Genomic DNA, 18,043 nt, shown 5'->3' with positions numbered 1-18,043 from the left:
GCCGCGTTCGGGGCGGCGGTGCGCCGAACGGAGAGTCCGGATTGTCCGACGAGGGTGCCGTGTGCTGGGCGGCAGCCCGCGGGGACGAGGTACGGGCGACGCGCTACCGACCGCCCTCCGGGCTCCGTTGGGAGGCCGGTTCGGGTTCCCTGACCGCTTCGGCACCGAGAACATCGTTGAGCAGCTGCCTGGTCCGAAGGACGTTGACCCTCTCGTGGTGACGGGGGCCAGCGTGCGTGGCGGGGCGTGCCGCGATCCCGTCTACGGCACTCTCCAGCGCCTCTTGAGCTTCGCGGAGCATCACGTGGACGGCGGCCAGGAGAGTCCACGTCTCGAAGGTCGGGTTGTGGTCTGGGCCGTCGAAGCTGAGGCGGACGCGGGTCCAGTCGGCTGCTACGGCGACGAGTTCGGTCAGCTGCGGCAGGGCTCCGACCAGCGCGCTGTTGACCTCTTCGATTATCTCGGCGACCTCGTCCGGTGTCGCGGTCTCGGTGAGCCGGACGATCATCCCCGGGACGGAGTGCGGGTCGGCAGACGGATGGGGCAGGTGGCGGACCTGCAGCGGCGTATCGGGGCTGGCCGCCTTGCCGTCGTGGGCAAGGCGGCTGTTGTGCCGCATAGCGGCGGCGACGGCCTCGCCGATGCGCGGGTGGGACTTGGGCACAGTCGCTCCTCGAAGGCGGTTCTGGGTATGGACGGCTGGGCGGGAGTCAGCGCCCCAACTGCGTGTACGGGATAGTCCACCGTGTGGCCGTTCTGCCGACTGGCGGGCTCACGGCGGGGTCGTCAGCGTCAGTTCTTCGGAAAGGGACGGTGGAACCGGTGGTGACCAGAACCATGAGCCGGATCGCGTAGGTGGCCGTCGCGCTGGCCAGAGCATCGGCGGCCCGCATGAGATACGTGCGCGACAGATCGTCGGACTGATCGCGAGAGGGGAACACAGGGGTCACCGGGTACGGGGGCCGGGGCTCGGTGACGGGCGTACGGCCGAACCGGTCTCCGGCACTCCGGCTCCGAGCGTCGATGAGGCCTTGGCCGTGGCCGCTGCGGGCGATGTGGCGAGAGCTGCGCTTCGCGGGCCGGGGGACGCTGGGGACTGGGTTCGTGCCCGGGACACGAGTTGCTGCGAGTTGCCGACCAGACGCAACTCGACCTCTGAGTCGATGAGTTCCGACTCAGCTGCGCTGACGAACTCAGCGGCGAAGCCGAACCGTTCGGAGAGCCGGTATGCCTCGTCGTCGAGATCGGTGATCTGCTCGCTGGCCGCCTCCAGCGCTTCCCGGGCACGTTCCAGTGCGCCGTGCTCGGGATGGATGAGGTGATCAAGGACCTGCAGAAGTTCGGCGCCGGTCTCGGCGGCCCTGATCTGGTCGGTGAGCCGCAGGATTTCCGCTCCGGCGGCGTACGGCCCGAGCGGGTTGGCCGGAGTGGTCAGCCGGCTGGTGTCGAGGTCCGGGGGCAGGTCGACGCTGTAGCGAGCGGCGCGGAGCATCTCGGCTGCGTGGGTGGCTATCGCGGCTCGGTCAGCGGGCGGGGTGGTGGTCGCGAGGCGGTGGCGGCGGCCGTGCCAGTCCTGGATCTGCTGGAAGCCAGCGTGTTTGAGGAGGGTGGCGGACAGGTCATCGCTGGCGCCCTTCGCCGAGACGCTGCCGCTGGGCTCGACGGCGATCGTGATGTTGGGGGCAGGCATGTGGATCTCCTGGGCGTCGAGTGTCGGGCTGGGAGCGGGGGGCAGGTGGCCGATTTCGGCGGCGATGCGGTGGCACTCGCTCTGCAGGTGAAAGGCGTCCCGATAAGCGTTATGGAGGGTTCCGTCTTCTCGGGCGAGCGTGGCCACGACGTGGACCTGCCGGGACTGGTTGCGCAGGGCTATCCACCGGCACGCCTCCGGATCGCCATCCGGCGCGATCCCGGTGGCCACCACCACCCGGCGGGCAACGTCGGCCCACTGGGAGTCGGTGGGGTCCGGGTACCGAGGGTCGGACCGGATGGAGCAGCACCACACGGGCCGTTCGGGCGCGCGGGCCCAGAGGCGCTCGACGGGTGCATCGAGGGCGTGAGCCAGATGCGGCAAGGAGTCGGTGAGTACGTCGATCGGGGCGCCGTGACAGTCACCGTCAACCAGGCGAGGGTTGGCGTGGTTGCCGCGCTCGCCCGGCCCGAACAGATATGTCAGCAGGCCGACGGTGTCGGTGGCACGGTGCAGATGGGCGATCACGGCGTCTACCTCGAAGGGAAGTGGCGAACGGGAGCCCCGCTGATCGGGCGCTCAGGAAGAGAGGATCCGCGGAATCGGCGGTTTGGCTCGGCCGGAGAAGGCTGGTAAGCGCGGTGAGTCACTCAGGCTCATCGAGGCCGTAGTCGTAGGCGAAGTTCTCGCAGGCGGACCGCGCGAAGTAGGCGTCGTTGTGAAGGCGCGCCCAGCGGCCGTCTTGTCGGATGACGGTGGCGACGATGTCGAGGCCGTTGGCCTGGTTGCGCAGGGCAACCCAGCGGCAGGCGGCGGGGTCGTCGTCCGGTTCGATACCCGTGGCGTCGAGAACCTCTCGGGTCAGCTCGAACCAGTCGCTGTCATCGAGTTCCACGCCGATCGTGTCCCGGATCGCGCAGTGCCAGGTGAGCCGCTGGGCAGCAGCCTGCCCGGCCCGGGGCTTTTGCAGGGTGAGCGGCTCGTCGAGCAGCCTCGCCAGGTCGGGTAGGACCACGACGTCCTGAGCTGTCAGATCCGGCGACCACGCGGTGAGCAGGTAGGGGGAGAAGCCGGGATCGCTGCGGTGGAGCTCGGCAAGCAAGTCTGTGGTGCTTTCGGTGCGCCGTACATCGCAGCGCAGGGGGTACTCGGGCATGGAGCATTCGCAATCTGGCAGGAGAGGGGGAGGGGAAGCGAAGCCGGGGTGCCCCACCGGGGCGGGGCACCCGGTCGGTCAGAAGTGTGGGTTCTCTGTGGGCCGGTCGGCTTCGGTCGCGGCCTGGAGCAGCTCGGCGAGGTCGCCCGGCTCGGAGGAGCGCTGGTCGATCCACCATCCGGCGCGGGTAATGGCGCGAGTCGACTCCTCGATCGCTTCCCATTCCGTCTCGCTGGTGTCGCCTTCGAGGACCAGGGCGCTGTAGGCGGCGGCAAGGACCTGGTGACGGCACCGCACAGCCCAGGCAACCGCGCGCTCGGACCCTTCGAGCGGTGGCATGCGGTACTGCTGCGACCAGGCATCGGACTCGGCCTGCTCTTCGGCACGCTTGGCTTTCAGCCAGGCGGCTTTGTCCTGCTCGTCGCCGTCTTTCGCGGCCCGCCAGCAATCCGTGCATTCCTGCTTGGCGAGCCACTCGGCGAAGCCCGCGCGACGGTCGGCCGCTCGGCCGGAGAGGTCGCGCTCGGATTCGTGTCCACAGGAGAAGGTGATCTGCCAAATGGTCTTCACCCCCGGGGAATTCCGTTTGATGGGCGGTACGTTCGAGGTCGGGCTGCTGGTCTGGGGCTTCATATCGAGTCCTTTCGTTGGCGGTTGGGGTGGTGGCCTGCGTCGCTGCGGAGGGTCGTGCATCAGATGCACGACTCGTGCGGCGGACGGAGGTGGTCTGGAGTGCTTGGCGGTGGTCTCGGGGACGCTTCCGCCTTCTGCGTCGTCTCAGCGTGTCCTTCGAATGGCGTTTGTGGCCGCCGTGGCGATGGCGGCGGGAGCGCTGGAGGGCTGGGTCAGGTGCAGCAAGGTGGTCCCCGGCAAGTGGCGGGACTCCGCGGCGACGGTGAGCTGGAGCACGGCGCAGCCGGCGGTCGTGAGCTGCTTGACGCGGGTGACGGCTTGAGCGGTTTCGTCGGGGGTGTAGATGGCGTCGGTGACGATCACGAGTAGGCGGCCGGCGCCGGGGCGGCTGAGTTCGAGGCCGTGGTCGAGCGCGTCCAGGGCATTGGCGAGGTTGTGACTGCTGCCGTTGGCGCCGACCGTTGTCACGCGCTCCGGTGCCCGGTGGGTGGGTCGGGTCAATGCGGTCAAGTGCGTGTCGTAGGCGATGGTGGCGGTGCGGGAGTCGGGGTCGGTCAGGGCTGCTGCGCGTGCCACGATCCAGGCAGCGGACGCGACGGGCGCGCAGGCGGCACGCATGGAGCCGGAGACGTCGACGGCGATACCCACACGCAGCGGTGGGGTGGGCGAGCTGCGCCGGCGGGTGTGGGTGAACGGTTCCGCGGTGGGGACCGACCCGGCCGCGCGCTGAGCGTCGCGGGCGAGGGCCGCGCGCATGTTGAGGCGGCCGGGCGGGGTGGGGCTGGTGGTCCGCTCCTCGGTCTGCTCGCGGTAGGCGGCGGCACGCAGGGCGCGGCTCAGGCGCGCGGCGGCACTCTGCTCGGCGGCGGTGGGCCTGCGGGTGCCGGTGACCGGGTTGCCGTAGGGCGCCGGTGTGCCGTCGGGGTTGACGGTGGTGGCACGGGTGTTGAAGACCGACTTGGCGGTGGCGGCGGCTTGGCGTCGCTGGCCGGCCCGCTGGGCTCGGTCCTGAGCCTGCGACTTGGACTGCGCGGCCATGGCGTTGGTCGCTGCGGCCTGTGCCGCGAGGTCGGCGGCGTCGGTGGCGGCCGTGCTGTCCATGACGACCCCCACGGCGCCGGACAGCAGATCGGTGAGGTTCTCCGGCACGGGCAGGGCGGGGGCAGCGGCGTCCAGAGCGTCGCACCATTGTTGAGCGTGCGCGAGCATGCTCCGGGCGTCGTGGTCGGCGCAACGGTGGGTTGCGTTCCAGAGGCGGGTGAGTGTGGCCAGCAGGTCTGCGCCCAGCACCTTTTCGCACAGATCGGCGACGGCCCGGGTCTCGCCAGCGTCCAGGATGCCGACGTCACGGCGGCCGAGGATCAGGGCTGCCACGGCGGCGGCGTGCTCGATGCCCTGGAGGGTGGGGTGGGCGATGTCGGGCATGACCAGGGTGCGGGCACTGGTGCGCAGGTACGTACGGTCCGTGGGCCGCGTGATCAGGTGTGCGCCTTCGACACGGCTCTCCTCCAGCAGGAGCGCGGCCTCGACGACACGGGGGTTCGCTCCGGCAGGCTCCGTCCAGACGGAGTGGGCCGCGTGCGCGGCCTCGTGGACGACCACTCCCCAGGCAGCGGGATACCGCTCCTCGTCGCCCACGATCCGCGGATGGATCTCGTGGGGCTTCAGCGGGGCGAACAAACGGGCGTCGAACTCGACCTCGCCCAGCGTGGGGAAGAACGCGGCCGGTGCGCCGCTGCGCGTGCCGGGGCGGCAGGTGACGAGGAGGTCCTGGCGGCCGGAGAGGTCGACCAGCCGGTCGCCGAGTTCGGCTCCCACGCGCAGCCACGCGTCCGGGGAGAAACGGGGTTGCGCGGGCGGGGCGCCGTCGTCGTCCCAGCGCGCGAGGTCGGCGTCGTCGTCCGGCGTGGTGGCGGGGGACTGGACGTGGTGGTGGGCGCTCATCGCGAGCGGCCCCGCTGTGCGGAGCCGGTGCTGCCCGGGGGCTGCCGGGCGGCTGAGGCGGGGAGCTGCTTGCCGAGGGTGAGGGGCGCGATCTTCTTGACGCCGACAGCCTTGATGACGGCGTCGGCGACGGCGTCGCGATCCTCCACAGGAGCGATGCCGACGAGGTTCGCCAGCGCGGCCTTGGTGCCGAGGACGGCCTCGGTCTTCTGGTAGCTGAGCAGTTCCCGCAGTTGGGGGGCCCATCCCAGCTCGCCGAGTTCGACCTGGCGGGCGAGGTGCCGGGCGACCCGGACCGCCCGGGCATCGATCTTCAGCGCCTTGGCGAGGTCGTAGTCCGTGCCGATCTGGATCTGCACGCTGAACCGGCTCGCGAGCGCCTCCGTCAACACCGAGCCGTGGACGCCGGGATTGTGGCCCGCCACCACGTAGAAGCCCGGCTCGGCCTTGATGGTCTCGCCCTTGTGGGCCTTGACCTGGATCTGCCTGCGCCCGTCCATCGCGGGATACAGCGCCGCCAGGACCTTTGGTGAGATCAAGGTGGCATCGTCGATCAGCAGGGCGCGGCCCTCGGTCATCGCGGTAACCAGCGGACCGTACTGGAAGACGTAGCCTCCGCCGTCGTCCTGTGTGTACTCGCCGATCAAGTCGCCGACCGCGGTGTCGCCGTCACCGGCGACGGTGAGCAGGTCGGGGAACGCCGCCTCGACCAGACTCGTCTTGCCGGTGCCCGGAGGGCCGTAGAGCAGCACCGGCACGTCGGCGTCGCGCAGGCGATTCAGCGCCTCGACGTCGGGCAGATCGGCCAGCTCCCGGGGGTGGTAGAGCTGACCCCCCGCGCGACGGATCGGGCCGGTCTGCTTCGGCGTGGCTGCTGCGGGAATGGTCGTGCGGGCCATGGCCGCCTGAGCGCGGGGAGAGTGAGTGCCCGGTGGGCTGATCACAGCGGTCTGCGCGGCTGCGGCAGTCTTCGCGTTCGCGCGGAACTCCGGTTGCCCGGTTCCGCCTTGGTCGGCCTCGCCGCGTCGCACCAGGGTGAGGGCGGCGTTGCGGACGGCGCCGTGGGAGTGGCCCAGCTGCCTGGCCATGTCCCCGATGGTGATCGTGTCCGCCGGCCGGTCGGCCAGTAGCCGGGCTACCTTGGCCCGTAGTTCGCCGCCCTTGGTGCGCGCTGGACTGGTAGGCGGTCCGGGTGTGGTCACAACGAGGCTCCTTCAACAGGTAGCAGGTAGGGGGGCGGGCGGGGTTGGCGTGGGCTGGAGGGGCTGGCCGGTCTCGGAGCGGCTCACGGACTGTGCCGACATCGGCGACCGGGCCAACCGGTGCGTACCGTCGGCGCTCACCGGCCGACCGAGGGCTCGGTCCAGGGGCAGGGGATGCCCGGCGACGAGCAGCTCGCTGGCTGCCGAGCAGGCCCGTACGTCCGCTCCGTACCGGGCTCCGTCGCTCGGCAGGCGCAGCCTGGCGTCTCTTCGAAGCCGGCATGGAGCAGGATCCGCCGGGCGGCGGCGTTGTAGCCGGTGGTGGTGATCTCGCCGGTGATGGTGTGCCGGATCGTCATGAACGGCTCTGGTGCTTCGGACAAGGCGGATCTCCTATCGGTGGTGGCGGGAGAAGGCGACGCGCGGGTCCACCGGGTGGGCCGCCGCAGCTGAGGCTGCGGGTGCCGGCACCGGCGCCCTGCCGGGCATGCCCGCACGAGCGGGACTGGCGGCGAGCGCGGCGGCGCTGATGGGAGACGTCCGGGCGGCGGGCCCGTTACGGCGGCCGGAGTGCGCCGCCGTCGTGGGTGTGGCAGGGCGGCGCGCGGCTACGTCCTGAGCGAGGTGTGGCTGCACGGCCACCTGGAAGTCGGACTGCTGCATCGACAGGGTGGCGGCGGCGACCCTTCCGAGGGCCTCGCCGCGGTCAGTGCCACTGGGCAGCCTGTAGATGTCCAGGGCCGGATCGTGCCGCCAGCCGTGCTCTTCCAGGATGGCTCGGCCGCCGAGAGCGGAAGACTGGTCGGCGGTGGCGGCGACTATGCCGAGCTGGGGGTGTTCGCCGAAAGCGACGTCCGGCTCCACGCGCGGAGGCCGGTCGCGGACTGGCCCGGGGCCGGAGGCGAGCGAGGAATCGAACGCGACGTCCGTATCCACCCGATAGCCGGCCTTGCGCAGCAGAGCAACGGCCCGGGTGGCACGTCCCTGCCCATCGCTCTGCTGGTCGGCCAGCGCGTACAACGCGGAGTGTCCGGGGACGGGATGGAAGTCGAATCCCTTCAACATCCATGCGCTAGCCGCGAGTTGCCGGGGGTTGGTGGCGATGATGCCGAAGTCGGGGTGGTGGCCGACTGCGATGTGGGGAAGCTGGTCGTGCTCGGGTTCGGGCATGGCGGATCCATCCGGTGCGGGCTCGGGAAGCGGGGTGGTCGAGGGCGGTGGTGGTTCTGCTGGGGCGGGGCATGGCGTACTCCGAGAGGTGGGGAGAGGTCAGCGACCGGGTGAATACGGCGGCGGCGAGGGCGGCTGTGGGGGGCGTGCAGCTGAATCCGCGGGCAGTGGTGCTGGGCCTGTGCGCCGTGCGGTCGGCGAGCTTGCGCGAGCAGCGTTCACGCGGGGAGAGACAGGCTCCCGCAAGCTGATCCGGTCCCCCCGGGCCGGGGCCTTGTCGGGGTGCGCGGTGTGTCGGTCGGCCAGGTCGCCGCGTAGCGCTCGAATCTGGGTCGCGTAGGAGTCGAGAATCTGGGCGATGGAGCCTAGACGGCTCACGTGGTGGGTATCGCTCGCGTCGCCGAGCCCCTCCCACCAGTCGGCTGTCGTGCCGAGGATCTCCCCGACCCGCTGGAGAACTCCGTCGTCCGGGGCGGTCAGTTCGCTCAGCGCGGCAACTACTTCGCGCGTATGTGTCGATGCCTGGATGGAGTCGGCCAGATGTCCGAGACGGTCGCCGAAGCTCATTTCGGGGACCTGGGCGGGAGGCAGGTCGCTTTCCAGCAGGGCAGGGTCGCACGAGACGTCGAAGCCCTCGGCGTGCAGCATGTCGAAGGCCCGGGTCACGACCAGCCGCTGCTCGGCCGGGTCGGTCATGGCCGTGGGCAGCCTGTGGTGGCGCTCACCGGAGAGCGCCACGGCAGCAACGAAGCCCGCACGATGGAGTACTGCGTCGGCGTCGTGCTCCTGTTGCTGCTCCGGGCGCGAGGGCACCCCAAGCTGGTCCAGGCGCGCGTCGACGGTGGCGAGCAGACTTGGGACGTCACCCGCGTGCGGGGCAGGGGGGCCATCGAGCAACGAGTCGTAGACCCCCTCAACCGGCTCGTTGCCCGGATGACGGGTCACCATCCAGTGCTCGGGGAACCCGGGCGGGTGCTCGGTCGGTGGTTCCTGTGGTGGAGAGATGATCAGGGAGCTGCCGTCCGGGAGCGTGGCGACGACGATGTAGTCGCTGAGGCCGTACTCGACGGTGCACTCCAGGCCCCGCTGGCGGAGCGGAAGGGTGAGGTGGCTGTACGCGTCCTCATATTCCGATGTGCTGGTGCGTGCGGTGACGTACGTGCCCTCGCGTCGGAGGGTGACCTTGCTCTGATCAGGGCGCATGGGGGGCTTCTTTGTGACAGGCCGCCCCGGCGGCGACGGGGGCGAAACCGTCGCCGACCGGGAACGGGCAGAGGTGGTGGCGTTCGTTGAGGATCCAGCCATTGCGCGGTTTGGCCCGGCCGGAAGTCCGTGTTAGTGGCGTCAGCGTGAACGGCGCGGGGCCGTCGGATTCGACGCGGGCGCCGCAGGAGGGGAAACGGGTGGTGCCCCGCGGTTGCCGGGGGCGGAACGAGTGAGGGCCACCTGTGCACGTTCGGTCTGCGCGGGCTGCTCGCGGTCGATCCGGGTGGCCAGGTAGTCGGCCGCGCGGGCGAGGGCGGGGCCTTGGAAGGACAACTCGCTCGCGTAGTGCCAGCCTTCGGAGTTGCGGATCTCCTGCGCCCGGCTCGCGTAGATCTCCCGCGAGCCGGGGAGAGAGGCGTCCATGAGCGTCATGACCTGATCCCACTCGTGCTGGATCTGGCCTGCGCGTTCCAGGGTGGTGTCGATGCCGCGCAGCCGCCGCAGGTCCTCGCTGACCGGCCCCTCGACATAGTCGAGACCGCAGGCGGCGGCGCGGACACCGGCCAGCACCTCGGAGCCGTGTGCGAGGAAGACCTCGACGTGTTTCCACGCTTCGGCATCACGCGCTACCTTGCCGTCCGCGTAGCCCTTCTCATCGATGGGCCAGCCGTCGTCGTCGCAGTAGGAGTCCGAGACCGCGTCCCAGGCATCGGACGCCTGGTTGATGCCGTCTGCGGCGGAGGCCAGTGCCGGCACGTGCTGCTGCCATGCCAGGGGCACGGTGGTCGTGGGCGGCTGGTGTTCGGGCGGAGTGGGGGATTCGGGAAAAGTGCGCACTTGGGTCCTCGTTGCTGTGCCGGTGCTTACCGTGAACGCGGCAGCGAGCGGGCGGCGGGCGGCGGGAAGGGGGCAGGAGCGTCGCTCTGCTGACCGACGGAAGTCCCCCGGGTTGACGCGGCTGGGGAGACGAGGGCGGCTGCTGCCTCACGGTGTGAGCTGGAGTTGATCTCGTAGCTGATGTACTGGCCCGTGAGGTGCAGCTCCTGGCCGAGGTCGCTCAGGCGGTCGGCGATGGCGTCCAGCTCGGATGAGGCGCTTCGCACACCGTGGGCGCGGCACCACTGCGAGGCGGTTTCCGGCATTTGGTGCAGCTGGGCCACCGTGCCGAAGTCATCCGTGACTGCCTCGTGGAACAGCTCGGCGAATTCCTCGGGACGGGCTGCGGCGAGAAGGCCGTTCCAATCGACGGCCGGTGCGACGGTACCCGGAGGCGTGGTCAGGGCAGGGCCTGCCTCGTGGACGCCATAATGTGCTCGCGGTACGGGTGACGAATATTGGAACTCCTTTTGAAAAGAGCCTAGTTGGGCTAGGCGGACATGCGGGCGTCGGTGTCGAACAGCTCGCGTTCGGCCGGGTGCAGGAGGTGCTGGGTGATGAAGCTCCGGCCTGCGACCTTCCACAGACCCCGGCCCTTGGTCAGGGCGGATACGGCCTGGGTCTCGACGCCGGTCAGACCGAGCAGTGACGCGGCGGCGGCGAGCTGGTCGGGTTCCTGGCGGTAGATGATGCGGGTGGAGCAGTCCGCGAGAAGCCCCTCGGCCAGGACCCGGCCGCGCGAGCCGGCATCGCCTGCACTCAGCAGGTCGCTGAGGCGATGGATGATCATCAAGTTCGCGATGCCGAGACCCCGGGAGAGCTTCCACTGCGACTGCATGCGCTCCAGCAGCCCGATGTGCCGCATCACGCGCCACGCCTCGTCGTAGATCACCCAGCGTCGGCCGCCGTCCGGGTCGGCGAGTGCGGATTCCATCCAGGCGCTCGCGCACGTCATCGCCAGGACCAGGGCGGTGTCGTCGCCGGAGCCCCCGAGGCGGGAGAGGTCGATGGACAGCATCGGCGTGCTCGGGTCGAAGGCCACGGTCGAGGGCGCGTCGAACATCCCGCTCAAGTCACCGTGTACCAGTCGGCGCAGGGCGTGGGCGAGGTCCTGTGCGGCAGTCCCCATGTGACTGGCCTGGTCGTCCAGGGCCCGGTCGAGGCGCTCGGGTGAGCCGAGTGTGTGCGCGATCTCGCCGAGCAGCGGCACCGTGTCGTTGGCGTCAGCGTCGGCGACGACCAGGTCGAGCGCGAGGTCCAGGGCTGTGTGCTCCATCGGTAGGAGATCGCGCTTCAGTACCGTGCGCGCGAGCCCGGCCAGCAGCAGCAGACGGCGCTTACGGATCTCCGCGGACCAGTCGCTCTCGCTGACGGAAGCGGGCCGGGCTGGGGCATCCAGAGGATTGAGCCTGCCGGGCAGACCGGGGCCCAGCGCGATGGTGTAGCCCCCGAGGGCCTGAGAGACAGCCGTCCACTCGCCCTTCGGGTCGCACGGTACGTAGATCCGGTAGCCGTGGGCAATCGCCCTGGTAGCGATGGACTTGGCCAGCGCGGACTTTCCCATGCCGATGATCCCGGCCAGGACGGCGTTGGGGTTGGTGAAGCCCTCGATCCGGCCGCTGTTGTAGAGCGAGAACGGGTCGTAGCAGAAAGCGGCCTCCGCGTGGACGTCACGACCGATGAAGATGCCCTCCGCGCCCAGGCCGCCTTCGGCGAGGAAGGGGTAGGCGCCGGACACGGTGGCGGTGGTCATGCGGTGGCGGGGCAGCGTGAGCTTGCCGCCGCGCCCCGAGGAAGGCCCGGGGCGCCCGGACGGCGGGTAGATCGGCCTCAGCTCCGGGTCGAGGGCTGCCTCCTGGCGGGATTTGGGCGGGGCTCCGGCGAGGCGTGCCTGGCGGCGGGCGTCAGCGAAACCGGCGCGAGCGGCTCGCTGCTCGGCACGTGATGCCTTGCGGGGGACGAACAGATGGGAGGCGCTGGCACGGATCCTGGGCATGAACGTTTCTCCGGACGAAAAAGGGGTCAGTGGCGGATGAGGCCGGTGAACGGCGCGTGCAGGTCGGCCGGGGTGGTGCGGCGGCGGACCAGGTGCGCGGTGCGCTGATGGCGCTGGCAGATGGTCAGCTCCGGAGCGCCTTCCGGCAGACCGGTCTGGCACGCCTCGCGGTCGGGTACCTCGCCGGAGTCCGGCCGGGGCGCCGCGTGGTACGCGGCGTGGACGTGGTCGGCGGCCTGCCAGATCCGGGTGCGAGTCGCACGCAGCTGGTCGCCCTCGACCGGCACGAGCTGGCCGGTGCGGGAGCCGTGGGCGTCGAGCAGGCCGTGCAGTGAGACGAGGTGGGCGTGCAGGGCGTCCAGCTCGGCGCGGCTGGTGACCAGCGGACCGGCCGGGACGTTGAGTGTGCGGTGGAAATCGAGCGCGGCGGTGGCGAACGGCACGAAGTCCTGCGCGGTCGGGCTGGTGGTGCGGGACATGGGGACGCTCTTTCAAAAAAAGGGGAGAAAGGCCGGCATCAGGCGGCGAGGGCAAGCGGCATGGCGGTCGCGGTGAACGCTTCGGCCTGCTGCCAGGTGAGCGGCCGCAGATCGATCTGCGCGCCGACCGCTGCGGTTTCCACCACCGCGCAGGCCGGACGCAGCTCCTCCTCGGAGTCGGCCGAGACGGTCAGCAGACCAGTCAGGGCAACATCTGCGTGGCCCGCGATGAGCTGACGCTCACGCGACTTGATGTCCTGGTACTCGATCGAGTCCGCTTCGGAATCGACCTGACCGCGCCGTGCTCGCTCGGCGGCGTCCGCGATCACGCTGGCCTTCTTGCGCTGGACATCGCGCAGTGCGGCATCCAGTCCCTTCGGTTCGTACGAGAGGGACAGGGTCCGCCGGACCCCGGCGGTGAACAGGAGCTGATGCAGGAACCCGGCCGACGTCTCGATCCGGGGCCAGTTCTCCACCCAGTACGTGGCGTGAACAGCGGAGTCGGTCGCGATGTGGTCTGCCTTCTCGACGACCACGACGGGACCTGCAGCCTCGGGATCGGTCTCGGGCCGCCCGGAGGTGGACCAACGGTCCAGCTTGGCAAGGGCCTTCGGATCGTAGGCCGTGCGCACGACGGCCGCGATCTCGCGGGCGGTGAGCCATCCCGTGGGATTCAGCCCGGCGGTCCGTGCGGCCTGGTCCAGGGTGGAGGTCAGCTGGGCCAGAACACTGAAGGCACCGGTCAGTCCACCTCCGGCCTGGTTGATCAGGCGCCGCGCGGCCTTGGTGTCCAGAGCGATCGCGATGTACGCCTCGTGCGGGGCCGCGGCCGGGCCCGCGCTCTGGATCAGCTCGTCGTAGATCGCGCCGGCCACCGGGGCGTCGGGGGCACCGTGCTCTTCCCAGTAGCGGCGCAGCGCGTCGCCGGAGTCCGGCACGGTCCGCTCGATCACCTGGATCCGCGCGACCTGGCCGGCACGGGCCAGTGCGGCGAGTGCGCGCCCCCATCCGTTGACGTTGGCGTTCTGGGTGCCGGGGTCGAGCAGCGCGTAGGCGCGGGAGGACACCTTGACGACGGCGGTCAGCGTGCCGGTGTGGGGGTTGTGGACCGCGCCGTACCGGCGGTCGGGGGCGGTGACGACGCGCAGGCTGGCTGCCGTACCCGGAAGATGAAGGAGACCTTCGCGCGCAGGTCGCCGGGAGGGCCGGGTGAGCCAGATCAACTGGCCTTTCATCCGGCGCAGCGCGTACCGGGTCACGATCGGAGCCCAGTCGGCCAGGGACCGGCCCCGGTAGCGGACGAAGACGAGCAGGGCGATGGCGGCCCAGAGGGGGATGAGTTCGAGAGCGCCGACGATGCCGTGGGTGAGGATCACGGCGAGCAGGAGAAGGCCGGTGAGGCTGATGGCGATCAGCTGTGGGGCGGTCAGGCCGAGCAGAATGCCCCGCCTGCTGCGGTGCGGGAACTTCACGGTGGCCGTGGTGACGGCCTGGGGGTTTTCAGACATGGCGGTTCCAGACTGGGAGAGCGAGAGGGGCGGGGCACAGGGCTCGGCACTCTTCTGGAGGTCATGGCAGGAATCCGTTTCACGTGATCGCGCTTGCGGTGCCAGGGGGCGGGCTGCGGGGATACAGCCCGCCCCTTGGCGCGGTCGGTCGGTCAGGAACGAGACGGCGGCTGGCTGGGGAACTGCCAGCTCGCGGGCGTCGGGGCACCTGTTGCCGACGGACCCGTCGAGGGCGGCGGCGCCGCACCAACGTGGTTCATGCTGCTGCCCGGAGCCGGCGAGCCAGCGAGCTGACCAGAGCCGCTGCCGTCTCCCGGGGCGCCCCCTTCGGGGCCTCCCGCTTCGTCCTGGCTGGGGCGGGTAACGAGCGGCGGGATGCCGGGGCGCTGGATCAGCGCACGGCCCTTGTCGCCCGAGGCATGCGGGTCCTCGCCGTAGCGGAAGCTGGTCTGCGGCTTCGGCGGTCCCGCGTCGATGCCTTCCTTGCTCAGGTTGCCACCGGAAGGGCTGATGCCGGAGGCGACACCGTCGCTGTCCGCGCCAGGGACCTGGCCTGGCCCCTGCGGAGCAGGTGTGCCGGTGCCGGCCCTCATCGCCATGCTGCCCGCGGTCTTCGCCGCGCCCGCAGCGACCGCCATGCCCGCGACGCCAGTGCGATGGAGATCGTCGTGCCCACCGCCGTCGCTCGCCCAGTGGACGAACGTGTACGTCGCGTAGGGGCACAGGAGGACCAGGATCATCACGACGATGCCCGCCATCGCGTCCGACAGTGCGGCCATCCCGCCGTGGGAATCCGACTTGCCCATCGCCGAGACGCCGATCAGGAAGACGACGGTCATCAGGAGTTTCGAAACGACCAGGGTGGCGGTGGCCTCGATCCAGCCGCGCCGCCAGCGCTTGGCCACTTCCCAGCCGCCACCGGCTCCGGCGAACACCGCGAGCGCGACCAGGACCAGGACGCCGACCTTGCGGGCGACCATCACACCCCAGTACATGAACGCGCCGATCGCGAAGCCAAGGGCGACCAGGGAGGGGACGCCCCAGCCGAGGCCGTACATCGCCCCCAGTTCGCTGACCTTGATGACGCGGCGGATCGCGTCGTCCACCGAGGAGTTGGCTGCTTGGAACAGACCGTCACTCAGGGCGTCCACCACGGTGATGGCCACGGACGTGAAGGCCACGGCGCAGAAGGAGAACAGGACACCGGTCATGGTGCCGATGGCCGCTTGAGCCAGGGCTCGTTCGTCCCGTCGCCAGGCGGCGAAAATCAACTGGATGCAGAACGTACCGACGGTCAGAGCGAGCCCGATGGGCAGCAGCAGCTCGTAGTTGTCCCGAAACCACCCGGCATTGAGATCGATGGCCGTCGTCGAATCGACCGCCTTGGCGGCGAGATCGGCCGCGCTGGAGGCCAGCTCACCTGCCGACTTCGCGATCCAGGCCCCGATGCCGTCGGTGACAGCCCCGGCTGGATTGGACGCGAAGTCGACGGCGCCACAGACCTTGTCCATGAGCGGAAGGTCGCAGACTCCCATGGCGATACCTCCTTTCTGGGGTGAGGGTCAGGGCGCGACAGCCGGAAGGACACCGGCCAGCGCGCAGGAACGGGAGGGCCGGCACTGGACCGCGAGCGTGGCGATACGTTTCTCCGCGCCGCCCGCGGTCGAGCCCTTCCACGCGATCGACTGCTTGCCGGAGACCGTCACGGCATAGACGTACGTCTGTGTGATCGCCCCCGGATCCTCCTGGAGGGCCCGGGTGAAGGAATCCGGGAAGCGCCCGTCGTTCACCGTGGCGGTAGCGAACTGGCCATGGGAGGCCATCTCCTTCCACAGCACGGGCGACGGGATGAGCGCGTCGACCGAAGGGGCATCGGCGTGCTTCTTCTCGCTGGTCAGCCACCCGTGCAGGGCGGTCAGCAGCTCAGGCTGCGAGTAGGCCCGGGTGTCGTAGGACCACAACGCCGCCGCAGCTGCCTTCCCGAACTTGACCGGGTCGTGCGTCTTCGGGGGAACGGGAAGGGCCCCGTCGTGCCCGCTCGCTGGCAGGGAGGGGGAGGGCGAAGAAGCCGGAGCGGAAGGCAGAGCTGAACTCTTCTGCGGCACGGGCGGCTTGGAGGAGTTGCTTCCGCCTCGGGTGAGGTAGGCGGCCAGACCCGCGAGGGCGACGAGCACCACCAGAACAGCGGTGCCGAGCAGCGCCCGGCGGCGCACGCGAGATGCGCCGCCGGGGTTCGAAGAACGGGAAGCCATCAGTGGACCTGCGTCCCCAGCGTCGAGAAGAACGCGACCACACCGTTCGCGGCACCCAACAGGAGAGCCGCTCCGGCGCCGACCATCACGCCCTTCTTCCCGTTGGCTTCAGCCTGGTGGCCCCCCGAGTGGTGGCCCCATGCCCACACGCACGCGCTGACAGCGAGCGCGCCGACCACGGCGATGATCCCGAAGAGGTTGAGGGAGCCCATCACCTGCTTGAGAACGGAGAGACCCGGCAACCCACCCTCGTTCGGCTTGATCCCGGGGTCGTAGGCGAGCTGAACGACCTTGTCGGCCAAATACATGTGAACTCCAATTCGATTTACCGCACGCCAAAGCCCGAGAGAGCGGAGCGGCGATGCACGGAGAAGGGGGAGGGAGAAGCGCCGGTCAGACGACTCGGCGGGCCGCGAGAATCTGCGGCTTCCAGGACGCGAGGGTCGCGATACGGACCACGTCACCGGTGTGCGGGGCGTTGATGATCAGCCCATGGCCGATGAACATCCCCACGTGTTCGGGCCGTTCGGCCGCCCCCTCCGTGAAGAGAAGGTCACCCGGCCGCAGGGCGCCGACTGACACCGGCTTGCCCTCCTTGACCTGCGTGTACGTCGTCCGCGTGAGAGTGACCCCGGCGGCCTTGTACGCCTGCTGCATCAGGGAGGAGCAGTCGCACCGGCCCATGGGGTCGGGACCGTGCGAGTCGGTGCAGCGCCCGCCCCACTGATACGCGGTGTCGAGCTGGCCGAGGGCCCAGCGGATCGCTGTCCGGACCTTGGGCGGAGCGTCGGCCGGGACCTTGTATCCGGCCGGCACTGCGCCGGGCGGAATGGTCCCGAAGCCGGTTCCATCCCCATCCGTGGTGCAGCTGCCAGCGGCACTCGCTACAGGGTTGCCCGTGCTGCCCGAGCCGGATGACGAAGTACTCGGTGACGCGGTGCTGGTCTTCGACAGCAGAGGGGAGATCGCCTTCTGCAGTGCGGTGGCCAGGGGCTCCCATTTCGCATACGCCCCGGGAAATCCCGACTTCTGCACCGACTGGGCGGCCTGGGCGATGGACAGGGACTGCCAGCCCGGGACCTTCCCCAGCCCGTCGTAGAACTTGGTACTGGCATGCACCGGATCGAGGATCTCGTTCGCGGTGCCCCACCCCTGGGACGGGCGCTGCTGGAACAGTCCCAGCGAATCGCGGTCCCCGTAGGTCAGATTCCGCAGGCCGCTCTCCTGCAGGGCCGTTGCCAGGGCCACGATCTGGCCCCGGGCCGGAATCTTCATCGCGACGCCGGTGGCCTGAATGGTCTTGGTGTTTGGCACCTGATCGGCCGGGTCATCCAGGCCCGGAACGGAGACCGTTCCCTTGCCCTTGCCGCGCAGGATCGACTTCACCTGAGCGGCAACTGCCTTGGCGTCCACAGCCTGTGTACTGTCCGACGCGCAGGAGGCCGAAGCCCTCTCGGCGCCCAGCGCGAGGATCGGAACAGCCAACAGGAGGGACCCGGTGGCGCCGAGACCGACGACGGCTCCGGTGGTCTTCTTCATCGCGGCAACCGACCCGGACGGACCGCCAGAGCGAACAACGGCGTGGGGTCAGGGCGGGGACGCTTCAGGGCATGCTGCATCGCAGCGGCTCCTCGTGATTCGTAGGAGACGCGGTGCCAACTACTCGTGCAAAGCCGTCGGCACCGCGTCGATGTGAATCCGCCTCTCAGGACGGGCCCGGGTCAGAGGAGTTGGTAGCTCCAGGACGCCGGTCTCTGGTCATGCGCGGCAGCCGGCCGCGCTCGTAATCTCAGGCAGTGCACCGGGTCTCCTCACGGCATCGAACGGCACGGCAGGTGCCAACCACGGAAACGTACTTGGACGCGACGACATGCATCAGCACAGGTCAACGGGGGTGGAGCTAGGCCCCGCCTCGGTGACTTGGCGAGACA

General features: G+C 70.0%; 18 protein-coding genes. All 18 read right to left on the bottom strand.

Features of this window, described 5'->3' with window-relative positions:
* Positions 1-103: 103 nt before the first annotated feature.
* Positions 104-664 (bottom strand): hypothetical protein, encoded by a 561-nt coding sequence (locus OG285_RS05740; RefSeq protein WP_371790366.1) that lies wholly within the window; start codon positions 662-664, stop codon positions 104-106.
* Between the two features lie 282 nt (positions 665-946).
* Entirely contained in the window at positions 947-2,218 is a 1,272-nt protein-coding gene (locus tag OG285_RS05735) for a hypothetical protein (RefSeq protein ID WP_371790365.1), read from the bottom strand.
* 118 nt (positions 2,219-2,336) lie between these two features.
* On the bottom strand, positions 2,337-2,846 hold the full coding sequence (locus OG285_RS05730; RefSeq protein WP_371790364.1) for a hypothetical protein: 510 nt from the start codon (positions 2,844-2,846) through the stop codon (positions 2,337-2,339).
* Positions 2,847-2,924: 78 nt separating this feature from the next.
* Entirely contained in the window at positions 2,925-3,479 is a 555-nt protein-coding gene (locus tag OG285_RS05725; RefSeq protein WP_371790363.1) for a hypothetical protein, read from the bottom strand.
* A 144-nt stretch (positions 3,480-3,623) separates the two neighbouring features.
* Complete coding sequence (locus tag OG285_RS05720) at positions 3,624-5,423, bottom strand: hypothetical protein (protein ID WP_371790362.1); 1,800 nt, start codon at positions 5,421-5,423, stop codon at positions 3,624-3,626.
* On the bottom strand, positions 5,420-6,625 hold the full coding sequence (locus OG285_RS05715; RefSeq protein WP_371790361.1) for an AAA family ATPase: 1,206 nt from the start codon (positions 6,623-6,625) through the stop codon (positions 5,420-5,422). The genes OG285_RS05720 and OG285_RS05715 overlap by 4 nt, the downstream gene beginning before the upstream one ends.
* Positions 6,626-6,762: 137 nt before the next feature.
* Positions 6,763-6,984: a hypothetical protein gene (locus OG285_RS05710; RefSeq protein WP_371793460.1), complete on the bottom strand. Its 222-nt coding sequence runs from the start codon at positions 6,982-6,984 to the stop codon at positions 6,763-6,765.
* Between the two features lie 34 nt (positions 6,985-7,018).
* Positions 7,019-7,795, bottom strand: coding sequence for a hypothetical protein (locus tag OG285_RS05705; RefSeq protein ID WP_371790360.1), 777 nt, complete (start codon positions 7,793-7,795; stop codon positions 7,019-7,021).
* Positions 7,796-7,894: 99 nt separating this feature from the next.
* Complete coding sequence (locus OG285_RS05700; RefSeq protein ID WP_371790359.1) at positions 7,895-8,998, bottom strand: hypothetical protein; 1,104 nt, start codon at positions 8,996-8,998, stop codon at positions 7,895-7,897.
* A 141-nt stretch (positions 8,999-9,139) separates the two neighbouring features.
* The gene (locus tag OG285_RS05695; RefSeq protein WP_371793459.1) at positions 9,140-9,775 is read right to left on the bottom strand and encodes a hypothetical protein; all 636 of its coding nucleotides are present in this window, start codon (positions 9,773-9,775) and stop codon (positions 9,140-9,142) included.
* 89 nt (positions 9,776-9,864) lie between these two features.
* Positions 9,865-10,143: a hypothetical protein gene (locus OG285_RS05690; RefSeq protein ID WP_371790358.1), complete on the bottom strand. Its 279-nt coding sequence runs from the start codon at positions 10,141-10,143 to the stop codon at positions 9,865-9,867.
* A 224-nt stretch (positions 10,144-10,367) separates the two neighbouring features.
* Entirely contained in the window at positions 10,368-11,873 is a 1,506-nt protein-coding gene (locus OG285_RS05685; protein WP_371790357.1) for an ATP-binding protein, read from the bottom strand.
* A gap of 26 nt (positions 11,874-11,899) precedes the next feature.
* The gene (locus OG285_RS05680) at positions 11,900-12,352 is read right to left on the bottom strand and encodes a DUF6238 family protein (RefSeq protein ID WP_371790356.1); all 453 of its coding nucleotides are present in this window, start codon (positions 12,350-12,352) and stop codon (positions 11,900-11,902) included.
* 38 nt (positions 12,353-12,390) lie between these two features.
* Complete coding sequence (locus tag OG285_RS05675) at positions 12,391-13,860, bottom strand: SCO6880 family protein (RefSeq protein WP_371790355.1); 1,470 nt, start codon at positions 13,858-13,860, stop codon at positions 12,391-12,393.
* A gap of 152 nt (positions 13,861-14,012) precedes the next feature.
* Positions 14,013-15,395, bottom strand: a complete 1,383-nt coding sequence (locus OG285_RS05670) for an ATP-binding protein (RefSeq protein ID WP_371790354.1) — start codon at positions 15,393-15,395, stop codon at positions 14,013-14,015.
* Positions 15,396-15,422: 27 nt separating this feature from the next.
* The gene (locus OG285_RS05665) at positions 15,423-16,112 is read right to left on the bottom strand and encodes a hypothetical protein (RefSeq protein WP_371790353.1); all 690 of its coding nucleotides are present in this window, start codon (positions 16,110-16,112) and stop codon (positions 15,423-15,425) included.
* Complete coding sequence (locus OG285_RS05660; RefSeq protein WP_371790352.1) at positions 16,112-16,420, bottom strand: DUF6112 family protein; 309 nt, start codon at positions 16,418-16,420, stop codon at positions 16,112-16,114. Before OG285_RS05660 ends, OG285_RS05665 begins: the two co-directional genes overlap by 1 nt.
* Positions 16,421-16,505: 85 nt before the next feature.
* Positions 16,506-17,651 (bottom strand): C40 family peptidase, encoded by a 1,146-nt coding sequence (locus OG285_RS05655; protein WP_371790351.1) that lies wholly within the window; start codon positions 17,649-17,651, stop codon positions 16,506-16,508.
* Positions 17,652-18,043: the final 392 nt, after the last annotated feature.

Origin of the sequence: Streptomyces sp. NBC_01471 (assembly GCF_041438865.1) — a bacterium.
Lineage (GTDB): Bacteria > Actinomycetota > Actinomycetes > Streptomycetales > Streptomycetaceae > Streptomyces.
This window is presented reverse-complemented; position numbering and strand designations above follow the sequence as displayed.

Bases quoted from the DNA above. Each gene is read 5' to 3' on its own strand.
- OG285_RS05670 (WP_371790354.1), bottom strand. From the start codon at position 15,395: ATGGGAGTCTGCGACCTTCCGCTCATGGACAAGGTCTGTGGCGCCGTC.
- OG285_RS05730 (WP_371790364.1), bottom strand. From the start codon at position 2,846: ATGCCCGAGTACCCCCTGCGCTGCGATGTACGGCGCACCGAAAGCACC.
- OG285_RS05700 (WP_371790359.1), bottom strand. From the start codon at position 8,998: ATGCGCCCTGATCAGAGCAAGGTCACCCTCCGACGCGAGGGCACGTAC.
- OG285_RS05655 (WP_371790351.1), bottom strand. From the start codon at position 17,651: ATGAAGAAGACCACCGGAGCCGTCGTCGGTCTCGGCGCCACCGGGTCC.
- OG285_RS05710 (WP_371793460.1), bottom strand. From the start codon at position 6,984: ATGACGATCCGGCACACCATCACCGGCGAGATCACCACCACCGGCTAC.
- OG285_RS05725 (WP_371790363.1), bottom strand. From the start codon at position 3,479: ATGAAGCCCCAGACCAGCAGCCCGACCTCGAACGTACCGCCCATCAAA.
- OG285_RS05720 (WP_371790362.1), bottom strand. From the start codon at position 5,423: ATGAGCGCCCACCACCACGTCCAGTCCCCCGCCACCACGCCGGACGAC.
- OG285_RS05690 (WP_371790358.1), bottom strand. From the start codon at position 10,143: ATGCCGGAAACCGCCTCGCAGTGGTGCCGCGCCCACGGTGTGCGAAGC.
- OG285_RS05665 (WP_371790353.1), bottom strand. From the start codon at position 16,112: ATGGCTTCCCGTTCTTCGAACCCCGGCGGCGCATCTCGCGTGCGCCGC.
- OG285_RS05680 (WP_371790356.1), bottom strand. From the start codon at position 12,352: ATGTCCCGCACCACCAGCCCGACCGCGCAGGACTTCGTGCCGTTCGCC.
- OG285_RS05660 (WP_371790352.1), bottom strand. From the start codon at position 16,420: ATGTATTTGGCCGACAAGGTCGTTCAGCTCGCCTACGACCCCGGGATC.
- OG285_RS05685 (WP_371790357.1), bottom strand. From the start codon at position 11,873: ATGCCCAGGATCCGTGCCAGCGCCTCCCATCTGTTCGTCCCCCGCAAG.
- OG285_RS05705 (WP_371790360.1), bottom strand. From the start codon at position 7,795: ATGCCCGAACCCGAGCACGACCAGCTTCCCCACATCGCAGTCGGCCAC.
- OG285_RS05675 (WP_371790355.1), bottom strand. From the start codon at position 13,860: ATGTCTGAAAACCCCCAGGCCGTCACCACGGCCACCGTGAAGTTCCCG.